Annotated in this window: 20 protein-coding genes; 15 read left to right on the forward strand and 5 right to left on the reverse strand. The window is 67.9% G+C overall.

Annotation, left to right across the window (positions count from 1 at the left end; all coding sequences use genetic code 11):
- Positions 1-17: 17 nt before the first annotated feature.
- Genes ACXJJ3_RS27540 through ACXJJ3_RS27555 form a run of 4 tightly spaced genes read left to right on the forward strand, consistent with a single transcriptional unit; the run spans position 18 to position 4,940 of the window.
- Positions 18-1,853: a glycoside hydrolase family 127 protein gene (locus ACXJJ3_RS27540; protein WP_458164748.1), complete on the forward strand. Its 1,836-nt coding sequence runs from the start codon at positions 18-20 to the stop codon at positions 1,851-1,853.
- Positions 1,854-1,855: 2 nt separating this feature from the next.
- Entirely contained in the window at positions 1,856-3,166 is a 1,311-nt protein-coding gene (locus tag ACXJJ3_RS27545) for an extracellular solute-binding protein (protein ID WP_458164749.1), read from the forward strand.
- On the forward strand, positions 3,163-4,107 hold the full coding sequence (locus tag ACXJJ3_RS27550; RefSeq protein ID WP_458164750.1) for a carbohydrate ABC transporter permease: 945 nt from the start codon (positions 3,163-3,165) through the stop codon (positions 4,105-4,107). The genes ACXJJ3_RS27545 and ACXJJ3_RS27550 overlap by 4 nt, the downstream gene beginning before the upstream one ends.
- 2 nt (positions 4,108-4,109) lie before the next feature.
- Complete coding sequence (locus ACXJJ3_RS27555) at positions 4,110-4,940, forward strand: carbohydrate ABC transporter permease (RefSeq protein WP_458164751.1); 831 nt, start codon at positions 4,110-4,112, stop codon at positions 4,938-4,940.
- Positions 4,941-4,943: 3 nt separating this feature from the next.
- Here ACXJJ3_RS27555 and ACXJJ3_RS27560 read toward each other — a convergent pair whose 3' ends face one another.
- The gene (locus tag ACXJJ3_RS27560; protein ID WP_458164752.1) at positions 4,944-6,152 is read right to left on the reverse strand and encodes a TerC/Alx family metal homeostasis membrane protein; all 1,209 of its coding nucleotides are present in this window, start codon (positions 6,150-6,152) and stop codon (positions 4,944-4,946) included.
- A 102-nt stretch (positions 6,153-6,254) separates the two neighbouring features.
- Between ACXJJ3_RS27560 and ACXJJ3_RS27565 the strand changes: the two genes are divergently transcribed.
- Positions 6,255-6,863 (forward strand): acyl-CoA-like ligand-binding transcription factor, encoded by a 609-nt coding sequence (locus ACXJJ3_RS27565; protein WP_458164753.1) that lies wholly within the window; start codon positions 6,255-6,257, stop codon positions 6,861-6,863.
- Between the two features lie 66 nt (positions 6,864-6,929).
- Positions 6,930-8,444: an FAD-dependent monooxygenase gene (locus tag ACXJJ3_RS27570; protein WP_458164754.1), complete on the forward strand. Its 1,515-nt coding sequence runs from the start codon at positions 6,930-6,932 to the stop codon at positions 8,442-8,444.
- On the opposite strand, the gene ACXJJ3_RS27575 is transcribed toward ACXJJ3_RS27570, so the two are convergent.
- Positions 8,411-8,974: a helix-turn-helix domain-containing protein gene (locus tag ACXJJ3_RS27575; protein ID WP_458164755.1), complete on the reverse strand. Its 564-nt coding sequence runs from the start codon at positions 8,972-8,974 to the stop codon at positions 8,411-8,413. The genes ACXJJ3_RS27570 and ACXJJ3_RS27575 overlap by 34 nt on opposite strands.
- A gap of 38 nt (positions 8,975-9,012) precedes the next feature.
- Between ACXJJ3_RS27575 and ACXJJ3_RS27580 the strand changes: the two genes are divergently transcribed.
- Positions 9,013-9,534 (forward strand): N-acetyltransferase family protein, encoded by a 522-nt coding sequence (locus ACXJJ3_RS27580; RefSeq protein WP_458164756.1) that lies wholly within the window; start codon positions 9,013-9,015, stop codon positions 9,532-9,534.
- Here ACXJJ3_RS27580 and ACXJJ3_RS27585 read toward each other — a convergent pair whose 3' ends face one another.
- Positions 9,535-10,140 (reverse strand): M15 family metallopeptidase, encoded by a 606-nt coding sequence (locus tag ACXJJ3_RS27585; protein ID WP_458164757.1) that lies wholly within the window; start codon positions 10,138-10,140, stop codon positions 9,535-9,537.
- A gap of 86 nt (positions 10,141-10,226) precedes the next feature.
- On the opposite strand from ACXJJ3_RS27585, the gene ACXJJ3_RS27590 reads away from it, so the two are divergent.
- From ACXJJ3_RS27590 to ACXJJ3_RS27600, 3 genes are read left to right on the forward strand one after another with little or no spacing between them, the layout of a single operon-like run.
- On the forward strand, positions 10,227-10,889 hold the full coding sequence (locus tag ACXJJ3_RS27590) for a response regulator transcription factor (RefSeq protein ID WP_458164758.1): 663 nt from the start codon (positions 10,227-10,229) through the stop codon (positions 10,887-10,889).
- Positions 10,886-11,974, forward strand: coding sequence for a sensor histidine kinase (locus ACXJJ3_RS27595; RefSeq protein ID WP_458164759.1), 1,089 nt, complete (start codon positions 10,886-10,888; stop codon positions 11,972-11,974). Before ACXJJ3_RS27590 ends, ACXJJ3_RS27595 begins: the two co-directional genes overlap by 4 nt.
- 42 nt (positions 11,975-12,016) lie before the next feature.
- A complete protein-coding gene (locus ACXJJ3_RS27600; protein WP_458164760.1) occupies positions 12,017-12,514 on the forward strand; it encodes an N-acetyltransferase family protein in 498 nt (165 codons plus the stop codon).
- Here ACXJJ3_RS27600 and ACXJJ3_RS27605 read toward each other — a convergent pair.
- Both ACXJJ3_RS27605 and ACXJJ3_RS27610 read right to left on the reverse strand, forming a co-directional pair.
- The gene (locus ACXJJ3_RS27605) at positions 12,511-13,197 is read right to left on the reverse strand and encodes a hypothetical protein (RefSeq protein WP_458164761.1); all 687 of its coding nucleotides are present in this window, start codon (positions 13,195-13,197) and stop codon (positions 12,511-12,513) included. The genes ACXJJ3_RS27600 and ACXJJ3_RS27605 overlap by 4 nt on opposite strands.
- Before the next feature lie 39 nt (positions 13,198-13,236).
- Positions 13,237-14,208, reverse strand: a complete 972-nt coding sequence (locus ACXJJ3_RS27610; protein ID WP_458164762.1) for a M23 family metallopeptidase — start codon at positions 14,206-14,208, stop codon at positions 13,237-13,239.
- Positions 14,209-14,548: 340 nt separating this feature from the next.
- Between ACXJJ3_RS27610 and ACXJJ3_RS27615 the strand changes: the two genes are divergently transcribed.
- The 5 genes from ACXJJ3_RS27615 to ACXJJ3_RS27635 all read left to right on the forward strand — a co-directional run bounded on the left by ACXJJ3_RS27615 (position 14,549) and on the right by ACXJJ3_RS27635 (position 18,274).
- Complete coding sequence (locus ACXJJ3_RS27615; RefSeq protein ID WP_355483003.1) at positions 14,549-14,623, forward strand: putative leader peptide; 75 nt, start codon at positions 14,549-14,551, stop codon at positions 14,621-14,623.
- An 80-nt stretch (positions 14,624-14,703) separates the two neighbouring features.
- Positions 14,704-15,597, forward strand: a complete 894-nt coding sequence (locus ACXJJ3_RS27620; RefSeq protein WP_458164763.1) for an amino acid ABC transporter permease — start codon at positions 14,704-14,706, stop codon at positions 15,595-15,597.
- Positions 15,594-16,346, forward strand: coding sequence for an amino acid ABC transporter ATP-binding protein (locus ACXJJ3_RS27625; protein WP_458164764.1), 753 nt, complete (start codon positions 15,594-15,596; stop codon positions 16,344-16,346). The genes ACXJJ3_RS27620 and ACXJJ3_RS27625 overlap by 4 nt, the downstream gene beginning before the upstream one ends.
- Positions 16,347-16,349: 3 nt before the next feature.
- On the forward strand, positions 16,350-17,309 hold the full coding sequence (locus ACXJJ3_RS27630) for an ABC transporter substrate-binding protein (RefSeq protein WP_458164765.1): 960 nt from the start codon (positions 16,350-16,352) through the stop codon (positions 17,307-17,309).
- An 8-nt stretch (positions 17,310-17,317) separates the two neighbouring features.
- Positions 17,318-18,274: an ABC transporter substrate-binding protein gene (locus tag ACXJJ3_RS27635; RefSeq protein ID WP_458164766.1), complete on the forward strand. Its 957-nt coding sequence runs from the start codon at positions 17,318-17,320 to the stop codon at positions 18,272-18,274.

The raw sequence follows: 18,274 nt of genomic DNA on the forward strand, positions 1-18,274 counted from the left end.
CTCAGGAGAAGCGCGCTATGACCTCTCGCAGCCCGGCCGCCACCAGCAAGGGCCGCAGGCACCCCCTCGGACTCGGCCAGGTCAGCATCACCGGCGGCTTCTGGGCGCCGCGGCAGGCGCGGAACGGCGCCGACGCGATCCCCAGCGGCCAGGACCAGCTGGAGAAGGCCGGCAACCTGCACAACCTCCGGCTCGCGGCCGGCATCGGTGACGGCGAGGCGATCGGCCCGGTGTTCGCCGATTCCGACGTGTACAAGTGGCTCGAGGCCGCCGCCTGGGAGTACGGGCGCAACCCCGACGACGAGCTGCTGCAGCGGATCCGCGATCTGACCGTGGTGGTCGCGGCCGCTCAGCGCGACGACGGCTACCTCGACTCGGTCGTCCAGCTGCGGTACGGCGACGAGGGCCGCTACCAGCAACTCGTCTGGAGCCACGAGCACTACTGCGCCGGCCACCTGATCCAGGCCGCCGTCGCAACGGTCCGTTGTACCGGCGAGCGCGAGCTGCTCGACGTGGCTACCAAGCTCGCCGACCACCTGTACGCGACGTTCGGCGACGGCAAGACGGTCGACGTCGACGGCCATCCGGTGATCGAGATGGCGCTTGTCGAGCTTTATCGAGAAACCGGTACGGCGACGTACCTGGAGCTCGCGCAGTGGTTCGTCGACGCCCGCGGTCACGGGATCATCGAGCGGCACGGGCACTCGTCGGCGTACTTCTCCGACCGGGTCGCGGTCCGCGAGGCGACCACGGTCGAGGGGCACTCGGTACGGGCGGTGTACCTGGCCGCGGGCGCCGCGGACGTCGCGCTGGAAACCGGTGACGCCGAGCTGCTCGACGCGCTGAAGGTGCAGTTCGAGCACATGTGGTCGACCAAGACGTACGTCACCGGCGGGCTCGGCGCGCGCTGGGACGGCGAGGCGTTCGGCGACGAGTACGAGCTGCCGACGGATCGCGCGTACGCCGAAACCTGCGCCGCGATCGGCGGCATCCAGTGGGCCTGGCGGATGCTGCTCGCCACCGGCGAGGCGACGTACGCCGACGCGATCGAACGGATGTTGTACAACGGTTTCCTGGCCGGGGTATCGCTTTCCGGAACCGAATACTTCTACGTGAACCCGCTGCAGCTGCGCGGGGCGGCGTACCCGGACAACGGACGCAGTCCGGCGCACGGGCGGCGCGGCTGGTTCGACTGCGCCTGCTGCCCGCCGAACATCATGCGCACCCTGTCCAGCCTGGACGGGTACCTCGCGACCAGCACCGACGACGCGATCCAGATCCACCAGTACGCCGCCGGCGTGATCAAGTCCGGCGACGTGGAGCTGACGGTCGAGACCAACTACCCGTGGGACGGCGCCGTCCGCATCACCAGCCCGAAGTCTGCGGCGGTTGAACTGCGCATTCCCGGTTGGGCGGAGGGTGCGACGGTCAACGGGCAGCCGGTGGACGCGGGCGGATACGCTCGGGCGGAGGGGGCGGAGATCGAGCTGGTCCTCCCGCTGACGCCGCGCGTGGTCGGCGCGGATCCGCGGGTCGACGCCGTCCGTGGCTGTGTCGCACTGGAACGCGGGCCACTCGTGTACGCCGTCGAGCAGGAGGACAACGCCGCGAACGTCGACGACCTGCACCTGTTGCCTGAGGCACCTGTTGTTCCCGAGGCCGCGGAGCTGCTGGACGGGGTGACCGTGCTGAGAGCCCAGGGACGTGCAGGAACAGGGCATCGGCCGGGGTGGTCGTTCGTCCCTGATGCAGGCGACTCGGTCGGCGAGCAGGTCGACGTGGTGGCGGTTCCGTACTATGCGTGGGCGAACCGGGAGATCGGTGCCATGCGCGTCTGGCTGCCGCGGGTGTAGCGGTGTTCACCCGGCGGAAGTTCCTCGGCCTCGGGGCCGCAGCGACCACGGCCGGCTTCGCGTCCAGCTGCAGCTCGGTGCTGCCCGAACCCGACGTCCAGGCGGCGGGTTTCGGGCAGGACTCGACCGGCACCGTGCAGGTCTGGTGCCGGGCGGCGACGCAGAGCGGTCTGACCGACCTGGTGAAGAAGTTCAACGCGTCCCAGCACCGGCTCACCGTCGAGCTGACGCCGGTCCTGGACGCGCAGTACGTGACCAAGCTGGCGACCGCGATCCGCGGCCGGAGCGTGCCGGACCTGGTCGACATCGACGACATCAACTCGATGCTGTTCATCTACCGCGACGCGTTCACCGACCTTACGGAACCACTTTCCGAACTCGCTTTCCGGGACAAGCTCAGCCCGGGCCACCTGCGGCTCGCGACCAAGGACGAGCGCGTGTACGGCGTGCCGTACCTGGCGGACAACTCGATGTTCTGGTTCAACACCGAGCTGTGCGACCGGGCGGACGTCGACCCGGACCAGGCCGTCACGTCGTTCGGAAACCTGCTGGAAGCGGCCAGGAAAATCCGGAAACTGGGTGACGACATCTATGCCTGGAGTTTCCCGGCGAACAGCCCGGGTGCCCTCGGGTTCGTCGTCCAGCCGATGGTCTGGGCCGCGAAGACCGATCTGATCCAGGGCACGGTCGGCAGCCAGTCCGGGCACATCGTCGGGAACGACGTGGTCCGGCAGATGCTCGAGCTGCACCACCAGCTGTGGGTCGACGGCCTGGTGCCGCGGGCGAACTTCTCCGACGACGCGTCCCGCTGGGGCAGCGACTTCCGGGCCGGCAAGGTCGGGATCCTCCCGTCCAACTACAGCGTGGTCGTGTCCGGATCCGATCCGGCGTTCCACCAGAAGGTGACGCCGCGGCTGCTGTGCGGTCCCGACGGCGGGTCCGCGTTCTTCGACGGCGGCGACAACATGTGTATCCCGCGCGGTGCCAAGAACGCGTCCGGCGCGTGGGAGTTCGTCCGGTTCGCGCTGGACCTGCCGCAGCAGATCGACCTGCCGGCCGGTGGCTACACGCCGGTCCGTTCGGACGCGCGGACCGACGAGTTCGCCAGGAAGTATCCGCTGGCGACGCTGCCGCTCGAGCACATCGAGCAGGGGTACGCGCCGACAACGCTTTCCTACAACCTCCTCTACAACCAGCCGGACGGGCCGTGGTTGCAGATGTTCCGTCGCGCCGTGTTCGACGGCGAGCTGGAGGCCGCCATGAAGGAAGCACAACAGAACTACGACCGCATCCTCCGTCAGGGGCAGGCATGAGCACCGGCGTCGGAGTGCGGAACGCAGGTGTCACAAGTTCCCGGCCCGCGCCGCCGCGCCGGATCGGCCGCGGTTCGCTCACTCATCCGTCCCGGACCGGCTTGTTGCTGGTCACGCCCGCGGTCCTCTTCGTCGCGGTCTTCGTCCTGGTGCCGCTGGGCTTCGCGTTGGTGATCTCGCTGACCAACTGGCCGCTGATCGGGACGGTGAGGTTCAGCGGGCTCAAGAACTACACCGCGATCGTTTCGGACAGCGCTTTCGCGAAATCCGTCCTCTACACGCTGCTCTATACGGTCATCGTGACCGGGCCGATCCTGGTGCTCGGCTACGCGCTCGCGGTCCTGGTCCGCCGGAAACGCCGCGGGTCGACGCTGCTGCGGACCGTCTTCTTCTTGCCGTTCGTCGTCGGCCTGTCCACGCTCAGCTTCGTCGCCGTCCTGGAGGCGCAGCCGGACAGCGGCATCATCAACATCGTCCTCAAGGACCTCGGCATCACCGACGGCACGACGGCCTGGCTGGTGGACGGGCCGCTCGCCACCGGGCTGATCTGCGTCCTGGTCATCTGGGCGGTCAGCGGGCTGACGATGATGCTGCTGATGGCCGGGATGCAGGCGATCCCGCGCGAGTTCTACGAGGCCGCCGAGCTGGACGGGGCCGGCTGGTGGAAACAGGAACGCGAGATCACGATCCCGATCCTGCGCCGGACGATCGCGATGGCGGTGATCATCTCGGTGATCGGCTCGCTGCTCGCCTTCTCGCAGTTCTACATCCTCACCCGCGGCGGTCCGGGTACGGACACCACGACCGTCGTGCAGTACATCTACAACCGCGCGTTCGTCCAGCTACAGCTCGGCGCCGCGACCGCGCTGTCGATCGTGCTGGTGATCGTGGTCGGCCTGGTCACCGCGGCCCAGTTCCGCCTGCTCCGGGAGAAGGACTGACGATGCGACTCAAGAACACGTTCTACGTGATCGGCGGCGGCGGTGCGTTCCTGGTCTTCGCCGTACCGTTGCTGTGGGCCCTTTTCCGCTCGGTGCAGCCGAACGACGTGATCGTCGCGGCGCCGGACGCGAGGACGTTCTTCCATCTCACCTGGGACAATTTCCGGACCCTGATCGAAGGGCCCGGGAACCTGGTTCGGGCGGTCGGCAACAGTCTGATCGTTGCCCTGAGCACCGCCGTACTGACGACGCTGCTCGCCACCTTCGCCGGGTACGGGTTCGCGCGGTTCCGGTTCCGCGGCGGGCCGGTGCTGTTCGCGCTGGTGGTGGTGTCGATGATGATCCCGTTCCAGGCGATCCTGACGCCGCTGTACCTGGAGATGAACGTCCTGCGGCTGACGGACAGCCTGCTCGGGCTGGTGCTCTTCTACACCACGGTGAACCTGCCGTTCGGCGTCTTCGTGATGCGGAACTCGTTTTCCTCGGTGCCGGCCGAGCTCGAGGACTCCGCGCACGTCGACGGTTGCGGAACGTTCCGAATGCTCGGTTCCGTACTCCGTCCGTTGATCACGCCGGGCGCCGCGACGGTCGCGCTGTACGCGTTCCTCGCGGCGTGGACGGAGTTCCTCGGGGCCTTGACGTTCCTGACCAAGGACAAGCTGTACACGTTGCCGGTCGCGCTCGTGAACGTGCAGGCAGGCGCCTACGGCGAGATCAACTTCGGCTCGCTGGTTGCCGGAGCGGTGATCGCGATGATCCCGTGTGTGGTGCTGTACGTCGGCCTGCAGCGGTTCTACGTTTCCGGTCTCGCATCGGGAGCCGTCAAGGGCTAGTTCTCACAGGCTGGGCCGGATCACATGGTCGGCGTGGGCGGCGGCGTGCGCCTCGCCGACCTGCCGGCACAGGTCCATCAGGTCGTCCTCGTTCCGCACCTGCTGCTTGGCCTTCGGGCCGAGGTCGGTGATGTGGTCGCGGGCCCGCAGCAACCGCTGGAACACCCGCTCCCGCTCCGCCGGGTCGTCGGTGTACTCGGGATCGAGGTACGCCGTGGCGTCCCGGCGGATGTGGGCCATCGCCGTCTGGGTCCGCCCGCGGGTGCTGAACAGCGATGCGAAGATCGTGACCAGCAGCACCACCAGGATGACGGCCAGCGAGAGGCCGGTGCTGATCTCGCCGACCTCGATGTGTTCGCCGTCGTTGATGAACGGGAGGTTGTTCTCGTGCAGTGCGTGCAGGATCAGCTTCGCGCCGATGAACACCAGGATCGCGGCCAGTCCGAACGACAGGTAGATCAGCCGGTCGAGCAGTCCGTCCAGCAGGAAGAACAGTTGCCGTAGCCCGAGCAGGCTGAATGCGGTCGCGGTGAAGACGACGTACACGTTCTGGGTCAGGCCGAAGATCGCCGGGATGGAGTCCAGCGCGAACATCAGGTCGGTGGCGCCGATCGCGACCATGACCAGCAGCATCGGCGTCAGCATCCGGCGCCCGTCGACGCGGGTGGTGAGCCGGTCGTCGTCGTACTCGTCGGTGGTCCGGAACAGCCGGCGGGCCAGCCGGACGACGATGTTCTGCGCCTGGTGGGACTCCTCGGTCTCGGGCTTCAGCATGTTTCCGGCGGTCAGCAGCAGCGCGAGCCCGAACAGGTAGAAAACCCAGGAAAACGTGTGCAGCAAGGCCGAACCGACGAAGATGAAGGCGGACCGGGCGATCAGACTGACCACGATCCCGACCAGCAGCACCTTCTGCTGGTTCTCCCGGGGCACCCGGAAGCCGGTCATGATGATCAGGAAAACGAAAAGGTTGTCGACGGACAACGCTTTCTCGGTGATGTACCCGGCGAAGTACTCCGAGCCCATCCCGCTGCCGCCGATCACCAGTGTCCCGAGCCCGAACAGCACCGCGATCCCGACGTACAACGCAGACCAGACGGCCGCCTCGCGCAGCGTCGGCACGTGCGCGGACCGGACGTGGAAGAAGTAGTCGAACAGCAGCAGGCCGGCGATCGCCAGCAGCGTCAGCACCCAGACCAGCGGGGACACCGTCATGTCCTAACCCAACCACGGGCGGCCGCCCGGCCTGCCCACCTTCGAGAAAATTGCCTAAAAGGCATCTTTGCTCTTTAGGCAAATTCTGCTACGGTCGAAGACATGGCCGACGGGTTGCGGGAGCGGAAGAAGCAGGAGACGCGGATCGCGCTGAGCTGGGCGGCGGTCCGGCTCGCGGTCGAGCGTGGGTATGGCAACGTCCGGATCGAGGACATCGCCGCCGAGGCCGGCGTCTCGCTGCGAACCTTCCGGAACTACTTCGACAGCAAGGCGGACGCGATCGCCGCCCGCGAGGTCGACCGCAGCCGGCGGATCGCCGAGGAGCTGCGGGCGCGTCCTGCCGACGAGCCGTTGTGGGCGGCGGTCCGGGCTGCGATCGAGAAGCACTTCGCGCTCGGTCAGGAGGGTCACGGCGGGCAGCGGCCGCCGGACGAGAAATGGCTCGCCGGGATCCGGTTGATGATGACCGAGCCCGCGCTGCAGGGCGCGATCATGCGGGCGTACGCCCAGGTCGGCGAGGATCTCGCGGCCGCGGTCGCCGATCGTACCGGGACCACCGGGCTCTACCCGCGACTCGTCGCCGAGGTGATCGGCGCCGCCCGGGCGGTCGTGATGGCGGAGTGGCTGCGGGCCGATCCGCCGCGCTCGATCGCCGACCTGTTGGCATCGGCGCTCGACCAGATCGAAGCCGGCCTGCCCGTCCCCGAATAACCGAACCAACTACTTGACCCTGGCGAGCCGCCGGGGTGGTCAGTCATGCCCGAATGGAGGGGTCTCATGGATACGGATGTGGTGATCGCCGGAGCCGGACCGAACGGCCTGATGCTGGCGAGCGAACTGGGATTGGCCGGCGTCCGGCCGATCGTGCTGGAGAGGCTGCCGGCACGCAGTACGGTCCCGCGAGCGAACGGCCTGGTCGGGCAGGTCGTCCGGATGCTCGACCGCCGCGGACTCTACGAACGCATGAGCAGTACGCCGGGAGGCCCGCGGCCGGCTCCCGGGTTCGTGTTCGGCGCGATGCCGCTGCACCTGGAGATGCTGGAGGAGAACCCGGTCTACCTGCTTCAAGTGCCGCAGGTACGGATCGAGGAAGTCCTGCAGGAGCGCGCGCTCGAAGTCGGCGCGGAGATCCGGCGCGGTCACGAACTGCTCGGGTTCACCCAGGATGCGGACGGTGTCACGGTGTCGCTGTCCGGGCCGGACGGCGAGTACCAGCTCCGGACTCGGTACCTGATCGGCGCGGACGGTGCGCACAGCCAGACCAGGAAACTGGCCGGAATCGACTTTCCGGGCGTGACGAACGACTCGATGGTGTCGCGGACCGGGAGCGCCGCGGTGCCGCCGGAGTGGGTCGAGGGCGGGATGCTGAACATTCCCGGGTACGGCGTGATCCCGCCGTTCCTGCATCAGCGGACGGAGCGCGGGCTGTTCGTCTGGGCGCCGTTTCCGGGACGGCTGCCGGGGATCAGCACGGGGGAGTGGGACGCGCCGCCGAACGGGGAGATGACGTTCGAGGAACTGCAGGCGAGCGTGGATCGGGTGCTGGGCGTGCATCTGCCGTTGGCGGTACCAACCGGCGACGGCGTCCGGCAGCTCCGGCGGGTGGTCGGCGGAAACAGCCGACTGGCGTCGAGCTTCCGTTCCGGACACGTGCTGCTGCTCGGGGACGCCGCGCACGTACATTCCGCGATGGGCGGGCCCGGGCTGAATCTCGGCCTGCAGGACGCGGTGAACCTCGGGTGGAAGCTCGCCGCCGAGGTGCAGGGCTGGGCGCCGCGGGGTCTGCTGGACAGCTACGAGTCCGAGCGCCGGCCGGTCGGTGAGCGGGTGGTGATGCAGACCCAGGCGCAGTCCGCACTGATTGCCCCGGGCAATGAGGTGACCGCGTTGCGGAAACTCTTCGGCGAGTTCCTGACCGATGCGGGCAACGTGCAACGGATCGCGGACCTGATGTCCGGCGCGGACATCCGGTACGGCGCCGGCGCACATCCGCTGGTCGGGCGCTGGGCTCCCGACCTGCAGGTGGGCGACGTACCGCTGGCCGAGTTGATGCGGTCGGGGCGTCCGTTGCTCGTCGATCTGACAGCGGCCGGAACGTTTTCCGGAACACGTGTTCCCGAGCAGGTCGAAGTGCATGCTGCGCCGGGCGAGCGATCGCTGGCGTTGCTGATCAGGCCGGACGGGTACGTCGCGTGGGCTGCCGAGCAGGACGGCGACGCCGAGCGGGACGGGCTGCGGGACGCGCTCGAGCGGTGGTTTCAGCCGCGGCCCTTGACCAGCGCGACCAGGTAGCGGCAGGCCGTCGTACCCGGATTGTGGAAGGTCGTCGGCAGCGGTGCGCCGAGCTGCAGGCAGTCGCCGGCCTGCAGCTCGTGGACCTGCGATCCCTCGTGGAAACGTAGGTTTCCGTCCAGGATCCAGAGTTGCTGGTACTTGAAGATGTAGGCGTCGGCCGGGTACGAGACCGACGCGCCGGGTGGCAGTTCCACCTCGACGAGCTCCAGCGGGCCGTCGGTCACCGGGGACACCGCGCGCCGGCGGTATCCGGTGGCCGGGTCCGTCCAGACCGGTTGATCGGCGGCCCGGCGCAGCAGTTCGTCCGTGTTCTCGGCGCGGGCGACAAGTTCGGACAGCGTCATCCCGAGCGCGCCGGACAGCTTTCCGAGCAGTACGGCGGTCGGCTGCGCCTCGCCGCGCTCGATCTTCCCGATCATCGCGCGGGACACCCCGGACCGGTCCGCCAACGCGTTCACGGACAGGTCCTGCGCGACCCGTGCCTGCTGCACGGTCGCGGCCAGAGAACGAGACAGATCGTCAATCACGTTGCCACTATAGCGGCAGATGTGGCTACTATCGTGTCATGGTTCAGGTCAGAGACGCTTCGGCCGTGGACGCCGCAGCCTGCGCGGCGATCTACGCGCCCTATGTCACCGACACCTCGATCACGTTCGAGCTTGTTCCGCCAACGGTTTCCGAGATGGCCGAGCGGATCGCGAAGGCCGCTGCCACCCACGCTTGGCTGGTGCTGGAGGACGACGGACAGGTCGTCGGCTACGCGTACGGCGGTCCGATGAAGCCGCGCCCGGCGTACCGCTGGTCCTGTGAGGTCAGCGTCTACGTCAGCCCCACGCATCACCGCACCGGCGCCGGCCGCAGGCTCTACGACGCCCTGTTCGACCGGCTCACCGCCCGCGGCTACCGGACCGCCATCGCGGGCGTGACCCTGCCCAACCCCGGAAGCGAGGCGCTGCACAAGGCCCTCGGCTTCGAGCCGATCGGCGTCTACCGGAACATCGGCTGGAAACACGATTCCTGGCACGACGTCGCCTGGTCGCAGCGGCCGTTGTCCGAGCTGCCGGACCCGCCGGAAGAGCCTCGCTGACTACTTCGTCGGATCGGTCATCGGCGGGCAGGAATCGCCGGGCTTGGTGACGAGTTCGAAGTGCCAGATCTCGTTGGAGAGGGTCTGGCAGAGGCCGTAGCGGTTGCCCTTGCGGTTCAGCCAGTCGTCGGCGGCGGTCGGGCCGATGTCGACGGCGTGGCCGGTCACGTGATGCGACTCATCCGGATCGGCGACGTACTCCAGCGCCTTCTTCTTGCTGCCGTATTTGCGGATCGCCTTCTCCAGCAGCTCTTCCTGGTACTTCTTGCTGCGCCAGCCGGTGGTCACCTGCATCCGGATGCCGTCCGCCTTCATTGCGGTCTCGGCCTCCTGGACCGCCTTGCGGAGCGCGGGATCCAGCTTCGCGATCCCGGGCAGATCGGTGTCGTACGCCGACGTGTGGTCGGGCAGTACGCCGTCCTCCGCGTTCGGCGGGCCCTTGTGTGTCGAGACGGAACCGGTGGATTTCCCGTTTCCGGAACGAGTTCCGTCCTGTGCGGAAACCGCCGTACACGCGGCGACCGTCAGAACGATGACTGCGGCAACGATCGCGAAGCCGGCCAGCGCACTCAGCCGGCGTTCGCGCCTCATTCGATCGGTGAGCATGGCATCAGTTCATCCGGGCGGATGTTGCCAGAACGTCTGGTGTTTCCGATACGTTTTCGATATCCACGACCTGGTTCAATGGAGGCATGCGGGTGCTGGTCGTGGAGGACGAGGTCTATCTCGCCGAGGCGATCCAGGCCGGCCTGCGGCTGGAGGCGATCGCTGCCGACCTGACCTTCGACGGGAACGCCGCGCTGGCGGCGCTGACCGTGAACGACTACGACGTGGTGGTCCTGGACCGGGACCTGCCCGGCGTCAGCGGCGACCAGGTCTGCCGCGAGATCGTTGCGCAGGGCATCGGATGCCGGGTGCTGATGCTGACCGCGGCCGGCGACCTGGACGCCAAGATCACCGGGTTCGAGCTCGGCGCCGACGACTACCTGACGAAACCGTTCGAGCTGCGGGAACTCGTCGTCCGGCTGCGTGCCCTGGTCCGTCGGCCGGTACTCGCGACGCCGACGGTCATCGAGTACGCCGGGGTCCGCCTGGACCCGTTCCGCCGGGAGGTGCACCGCTTCGGGCGGTACGTGAAACTCACCCGGAAACAGTTCGCCGTCCTGGAGCTGCTGATGTCCGCGCGCGGCGGCGTGATCAGTGCGGAAACCCTGCTGGAGAAGGCCTGGGACGAGAACGCGGATCCGTTCAGCAACGCCGTTCGGATCACGATTTCCGTGCTCCGGAAACGGCTCGGCGACCCGTGGGTGATCCACACCGTGCCCGGCGTCGGCTACCGGGTCGGCGAGAAGTGAGCGGCGAACGGCTGCTGACCTGGCGGCCGCGACTGACCGTCCGGCTGCGGCTGACGCTGAGCTACGCCGGGTTGCTCGTGGTGTCCGGCGCCGTCGTCTCGTGCATCATCTGGCTGGTCTTCCGGATCGTCCCGAACTACCCGTTGACCGCTGCCAACCCGCGCGACCTGCAGGCCGGTCCGCCGCCGACCCGCGGCGAGATCCTCGACCTGGTGGTCAAGCTGTCCGCCTGGTCGCTCGGGTTCCTGGCGATCGTCGGCCTCGCCGGCGGCTGGCTGCTCGCCGGGCGGATGCTCCGGCCACTGCAGGAGATCACGGCCGCGGCCCGCCGGGCAGCGAGCGGGTCGCTCGATCACCGGGTCGGGCTGACCGGGATCCGGGACGAGTTCACCGACCTGTCGGACACATTCGACGAGATGCTGGACCGGCTGCAGGCGTCGTTCGAGCAGTACCGGCGGTTCGCGTCGAACGCCTCGCACGAACTGCGGACGCCGCATGCGGTGATGAAGACGATGCTCGAAGTGGCGCAGGCCGATCCGGAGCACCAGGACGTACCGGAGCTCGTGAAACGGCTGGCCGAAACCAACCAGCGCGGCATCGACATCGTCGAGACGCTGCTCAGCCTGACCGCGCTGAACAACCGGGAGATCGAGACCGACCCGGTCGACCTGGCCGCCGTCCTCAGATCCGCCTGGCCGGCGCTGTCGGCCGAGGCCGCGGACGGCGGTGTCACGCTGGCCGCCGACGTCGCCGAATCAGTGGTCGAAGGCAATGAAGTACTGCTGCACCAGATGGTCACCAACCTCGTGCAGAACGCGATCCGGCACGGCGGCGGAACAGTTTCCGCACACGTTTTCCCGGGCCGGCTGGAGATCCGCAACAACGGCGACGTACTGCCCGCCGACCAGGTGCGGACCTTCGTGGAGCCGTTCGCCAAACGCCGGTACGGCGCCGGGCACGGGCTCGGGCTCGCGCTCGTCGACCGGATCGTCGAGGCGCACCACGGCCGGCTGGAACTCACGCCGAACCCGGACGGCGGCCTCACCGCAACCGTTGTCCTCCCCGCGGCAACGCTCGACGGCTGACCCGGCAGGCAGTTGGCCCGGTTCAGGGGTGAGGATGGTCGGGTGAGCGCAGACGACCACCAGGTGACGGTACGGCAGGCTGTCGAGGAAGACGACGCGGCGCTACTCGCGATCGAACAGGTCGCGTGGGACGCGTCGTCCGGGTTCCCGTCGTACGCGGAAACTCTGCAGGAAACGTTCTTCACCCGGAGCGGGCCGGAGGCGCACCTGGTCGCGGTGTACGACGGCGCGGTCGTCGGCTACGTCCGGCTGCAGGAGAAATACCCGTTTCCGGAAGGTTCCGGCGTACTGGCGATCAACGGGATCGCGGTAGCACCCGACGCCCGGCGGCTCGGCGTGGGCAACGCGCTGATGACCGCCGCCACCGAGGAAGCCCGCAGCCGCGGTTCCCGCAAGATCACCCTGCACGTCCACGGCGTCAACGCTCCGGCCCGGCAGCTCTACGAACGCCATGGCTACGTCGTCGAAGGCACCCACACCGCCGAGTTCGTCATCGAGGGCGCCCTGGTGGACGCCCTCGACATGGCGAAGTTCCTCTAACGGCTGATCACTGGCGAGAAGATGTTCCAGATGCTGCTCGTCCCCGGCACGTAGACGCGGTACCGGCGGGTGCGGTTCGGGTAGTAGTTGTAGGTCACCTGGCCGACGCTGTTCGTGGTCACATACGACAGCCCCTTCCAGGTCGTCGTACCGATGTCCTGGTACTGGATCAGCACCTGCTTGTTGGCCCAGCGGACGTAGCGGCTGCTGTTCGGGCGCCAGTACGAGACCGTGGTGAGCAGCGCCGTGCGACTGCCCTTGCGGCCACCGGTCAGCGCGACCGCCGAGGCGCACTTCGAGACCGACCTGGCGGCGGTCAGGTCGGCGACCTTGACCCCGTTGAAGTCGGTCGCGCCGCCGGCGGGCTTCCAACTGACCGTGCCGAGCGGCGGCGCCTCACCGGTGATGGTGAAGCTGACCTCACGAGCGTGGTTCAGGAACTGGAGCCGTCCCTCGGGGTACATGGTGGCCGCGGGGCTGCTCTTCCAGACGGCGGTGTTGATCGTCGCCGGGCAGTTCGAGCCCAGCTTGGCGACGAAGTTGTTGTTCGGCGCGCGGATCGCCAGCCGCGACGGGACGACGAGTGAGCAGGTTGCCGCGGCCGGCGCGGCCTGGGCGGGTTGGGTGACGAACAGACCGGCCGCCGCGAGTGCGACGGCCGGTGTGATGGTTCGGAGCTTCAAGAGTTCCCCCTCTTCGAAGTGGTGGGGGAACGGTAGCGGCTACGGGTTCAGGCCGTGGTCGCGGAGCCAGGGTTCGGGGTCGATCGGCGAGCCGCCGCCGGGGAGGACCTCGAAGTGGACGTGCGGGCCGGTGGTGTTGCCGGTCATGCCGATCCGGCCGACCATCGAGCCGGCCTGGACGGAGTCGCCGACCGAGACGTCGAACTCGGACATGTGGCCGTACGACGTGACCGTGCCGTCGGCGTGCCGGACCTTCACCTGGCGGCCGTACGCGCCTGCCCAGTCGGCCTGGATGACCTCGCCGGCCATCACCGAACGGACCGGCGTACCCATCGGGGCCGCGAAGTCGAGGCCGGTGTGGTTGTGCGCCCAGCGGCCGCCGGCCTGGTTGAAGCGGGCGGTCAAGTGGTAGCCGGTGGTCGGCAGCACGATCTTCGGCGCCGCGGCCGCGATCGCGGCCTGCTTGGCCACCTCGGCCTGCTTCGCGACGGCCGCCTGCTTGGCAATCGCCGCGGCCTTGGCGACCGCTTCCGCCTTCGCTGCGGCCAGAGCCTTCGCGGTCTCCGCGGCCTTCTTCGCCGCGGCTGCCTTCGCGGCGGCAAGCGCCAGCGCCCGGCGCTGCGTCAGCGTTGCTGCCGCGGCCAGTTGTTCGGTGTGCTGCTTGTTCGCGTTCGCGACGGCGGCCTTCTGCACGGTGGCCAGCGACAGGTCGATCCGGGAGAGGTCCCGGGAGCCGAGGTCGCGACGGTCGATCCGGGCCGCGGTCAACGCCTCGGCCTGGACCGGGCTGAGCGCGGGGGCGTCGTTCGCCTTGGTGGGGCCGGTGGCGGTCGACGCGAGGGCGACGGAGGTGGTGCCGGCGGCGGCCGCGAGGGCGGCGGTCAGACCGATCAGGTTGTTACGGCGAGTGAAACCGCGACGGGAGAACCGGTGCTTGGCCACCCGGCGCGGGGCAGCCGGGCGACTGGACGTCTGCCGATCTGCGTTCGGCGCGTCTTGGTGAGTGGGCACGAGAAGCCTTCCAGGGGAGGGGAATCCGTCGATGAGGGGGTTCGACGGCTCAACGACCATAACGACGGGATCTCAGGCCGCCCAAACACAGATGACGAAAAGTTGAACGAAATCGCACACGCTCCGTGAGGGGTTCCTGCCGCCTGGTGGATGCTCAGGCGTGCCCGCGGCAGGCAAGAAAGGCGCCGGAGGCGTGATCGGGATCACTCGAACTTTGGCGCGGAGCAGGTCCTCCGGACCGGTATAAGGCGTCCATATATTGAGAGCTTTGTCGACCCACTTACTATTCTTTCAACCTCGTCCCATACTGAAATGACACGAGCGACGAGAGGGGACGGGCATGACGCGCAAGCCGCCGTACTACCGCCTCCACATCGATCTGCTCCGGGTCTCCAGCGCCCTCTGTCTGCGCTGACCCGCGCCCGCACCCCTTCTCCTTTCCTGCCCTTCGCCGTCGAAGGGTCCGCGAAGCCTGCCCACCGCCAGGGAGCCATCGTGTCCACCACTTCAGTCACGTCTGCGTCCGGTACGACCGGGCCGCCGGCGGCAGTTCTTCCGCTCGACACCGACCTGCCCGTGGTCGCCCGCCGGCACCCGTGGCGCTGGGTCGGCGTCGGCGTCGTCCTGGTCCTGCTCGCGATGTTCGTGCACGGGCTGGCCACCAACCCCGGCTGGGACTGGCCGACGTTCTTCCAGTTCTTCGCGACCCGGACGGTCTTCTCGGCGCTCTGGGTGACGGTTCAGCTGACCGTTTACGGAACCGTGCTCGGGTTCGTGCTCGGCGCCGTACTCGCCTCGATGCGGTTGTCCAGCAGCCCGTTCCTGCAATTGGTTGCCTGGGGCTACATCTGGGCGTTCCGCTCGATCCCGTTGATCGTGCAGCTGCTGTTCTGGTTCAACATCGCCTATCTGTACAAGGAACTCAGCCTGGGCATCCCGTTCGGGCCGGAGTTCGTGCACTTCAGTACCAACAACCTGTTCGGCCCGCTCGGGGCCGCCGTACTCGGGCTCGCGCTGCATCAGGCGGCGTACGCCGCGGAGATCATCCGGGGCGGGATCATCTCGGTCGACGCCGGGCAGACCGAGGCCGCGGCCGCGCTCGGTATTCCGAAACTGCGGCAGTTCTTCCGGATCGTGCTGCCGCAGGCGATGCGCTCGATCCTGCCGAACGGCGCGAACGAGGTGATCAGCCTGTTCAAGGGCACCTCGATCGTCTCGGTGATGGCGATCCCGGAGCTCTTCTACCAGGTGCAGGTGATCTACGGCCGGAACAGCCGCGTCGTACCGCTGCTGATGGTCGCGACGGTCTGGTACATCGTGCTGACCACGTTGCTGTCGATCGTGCAGTACTACGTGGAACGCCGGTTCGCCCGCGGGACGTCGCGATGATCGACGTCCGCGGAGTACACAAGAGCTTCGGCGACCTCGAAGTACTGAAAGGTATCGACCTCGAAGTACCGGCCGGTGACGTGACCGTGATCCTCGGGCCGTCGGGGTCCGGGAAGTCGACGCTGCTGCGGTCGATCAACCATCTGGAGAAGGTGGATCGCGGTCTGATCCGGATCGACGGTGAGCTGATCGGGTACCGGCGGCGCGGCGACAAGCTGCACGAGCTGCGCGAGCGGGAGATCCTCCGGCAGCGGTCGCAGGTCGGGTTCGTGTTCCAGACGTTCAACCTGTTCGCGCATCTGACCGTGCTGCAGAACGTGGTCGAGGCGCCGGTGTCGGCGCAGCGGCGCAAGCGCAGCGAGGTCGAGGCGTACGCGCGGGAACTGCTGGAACGGGTCGGCGTCGGCGACAAGGCCGACGTGTACCCGCGGCAGCTGTCCGGCGGTCAGCAACAGCGGGTCGCGATCGCGCGGGCGCTGGCGCTCAAACCCAAGGTGCTGCTGTTCGACGAGCCGACCAGCGCGCTCGACCCGGAACTCGTCGGCGAGGTCCTCGACGTGATCAAGGAACTCGCCCGGGACGGCGCCACGATGGTCGTCGTCACCCACGAGATCGGCTTCGCCCGGGAGATCGCCGACACGGTGGTCTTCATCGACGAGGGCCGGATCGTCGAGTCCGGCCCGCCGCGCGAGGTGCTCGACAACCCTGTCCACGAACGCACCCGTGCGTTCATCTCGAAGGTGCTCTGACTCATGAAACGCGTTTTCCTTCCTGGTTTCCTGCCTGTTCTCTTACTGCCGCTCGCGCTGCTGGCCGGCTGCGGCGCCGAACCGCAGGCGACCGCGGCGTCCTCGGGCACCGGCGTGAACACCTCCGCCACACAGAATCGCGTGACCACCACGAAGAACGAGGCTGCTGCCGCGTTGCTGCCGGCGAAGGTCCGCGACCGCGGCACGTTGATCGTCGGTGCCGGGTTCGGCAGCGGCAGTGTTCCGCTCGGTTTCTATGCCGACGACAACAAGACCCCGATCGGGCTCGAGATCGACATCGCGTACCTGGTGGCCGGCGCGCTCGGGCTGACGCCGAAGATCGAGGTGACGAGCTGGGAAAACCTGTTCGTCGGGCTCGACTCGGCGAAGTACGACGTCGGGTTCTCGAACATCACGGTGACCGAGAAGCGCAAGCAGAAGTACGACTTCGCGACGTACCGGAAGGACGACATCGCGTTCGAGGCGAAGAAGGGCGGCAGCTGGCGGGTTCGGACCGGCAAGGACATCGCGGGGAAGACGATTGCGGTCGGTTCCGGCACGAACCAGGAGAAGATCCTGGTCGACTGGAACGAGGCGAACGTCAAGGCCGGGTTGCCTGCAGCAACGATCAAGTACTTCCAGAAGAACACCGACACGTACCTGGCGCTGAGCTCGGGACGGATCGACGCGTACTTCGGGCCGAACCCGTCGATCGCGTACCACGTCAAGACGTCCGGCGAGACCGAGACGATCGGGAAGTTCTCCGGCGCCGGGCCGACGCTGCAGGGGCTGATCGCGGCCACCACCAAGAAGGACGACGGGCTGGTGAAGGCGTACCAGGCGGCGCTGAACGCGGTCATCGCGGACGGCAGCTACGCCAAGGTGCTGGCCCGCTGGAACGTCTCCAGCGAAGCGGTCGCCAAGTCCGAGATCAACCCGCCCGGCCTCCCCCTGACGAGCTGAGGAAACTGATGAGAAAACGTTTGATTCCGGTTTCCGTAGCGGTTTCCGCGGCGGTCCTGCTGCTGGGCGCCTGCGCGGATCCGCAGACCGGTACGTCGTCGAAGGCGTCCGAGGTCGCGTTCGACACGTCCGCGAAGCAGACCCACATCACGTCGGCGAAGGTCGACTCGATCGCCGCGGAGCTTCCGGCGGCGGTACGGGAATCCGGCAAGCTGGTGGTCGGCAACGGGTCGGCCGGCGGTGGGCAGCCGCCGCTCGGGTTCACCGCCGACGACAACAGGACACCGATCGGTGTCGAGATCGACATCGCCTACCTGGTCGCGAGCGTGCTCGGGCTGCAACCCGACATCGAGACGACCAGCTGGGAGAACCTGTTCCTCGGGCTGGACTCCGGGAAGTACCAGGTCGGGATCTCGAACATCGGGGTGTCCGAACTGCGCAAGGAGAAGTACGACTTCGCGTCGTACCGGCTCGGGCTGCACGCGTTCGAGGCCAAGAAGGGCTCCGGGCTGAAGATCAGCGGACCGGCCGACATCGCGGGCAAGACCGTTGCCGTCGGCTCCGGAACGCTCCAGGAGGCGATCCTCGTCGACTGGAACAAGCAGAACGTCGCGGCCGGCCGGAAACCCGCGACGATCAAGTACTACCAGCAGTCCGCGGACACCTACCTCGCGCTGCAGTCGGGCCGGATCGACCTGTACCTCGGTCCGAACCCGAACGCGTCGTACCACGTGGCCACCCAGCAGCAGACCGAGATCGTCGGCACCGTCTCGTCCAGCTACCCGGTGCAGGGCCTGGTCGCGGTCGCGACGAAGAAGGACGACGGCCTCGTGAAACCGCTGTCCGACGCGTTGAACGCGGCGATCGCCGACGGCAGCTACGCCAAGGTGCTGGCCAAGTGGGGCCTGCAGGCCGAGGCCGTCCCGAAGTCGCTGATCAACCCGCCCGGCCTGCCGAAGAAATAG

The organism is Kribbella sp. WER1 (assembly GCF_054189145.1).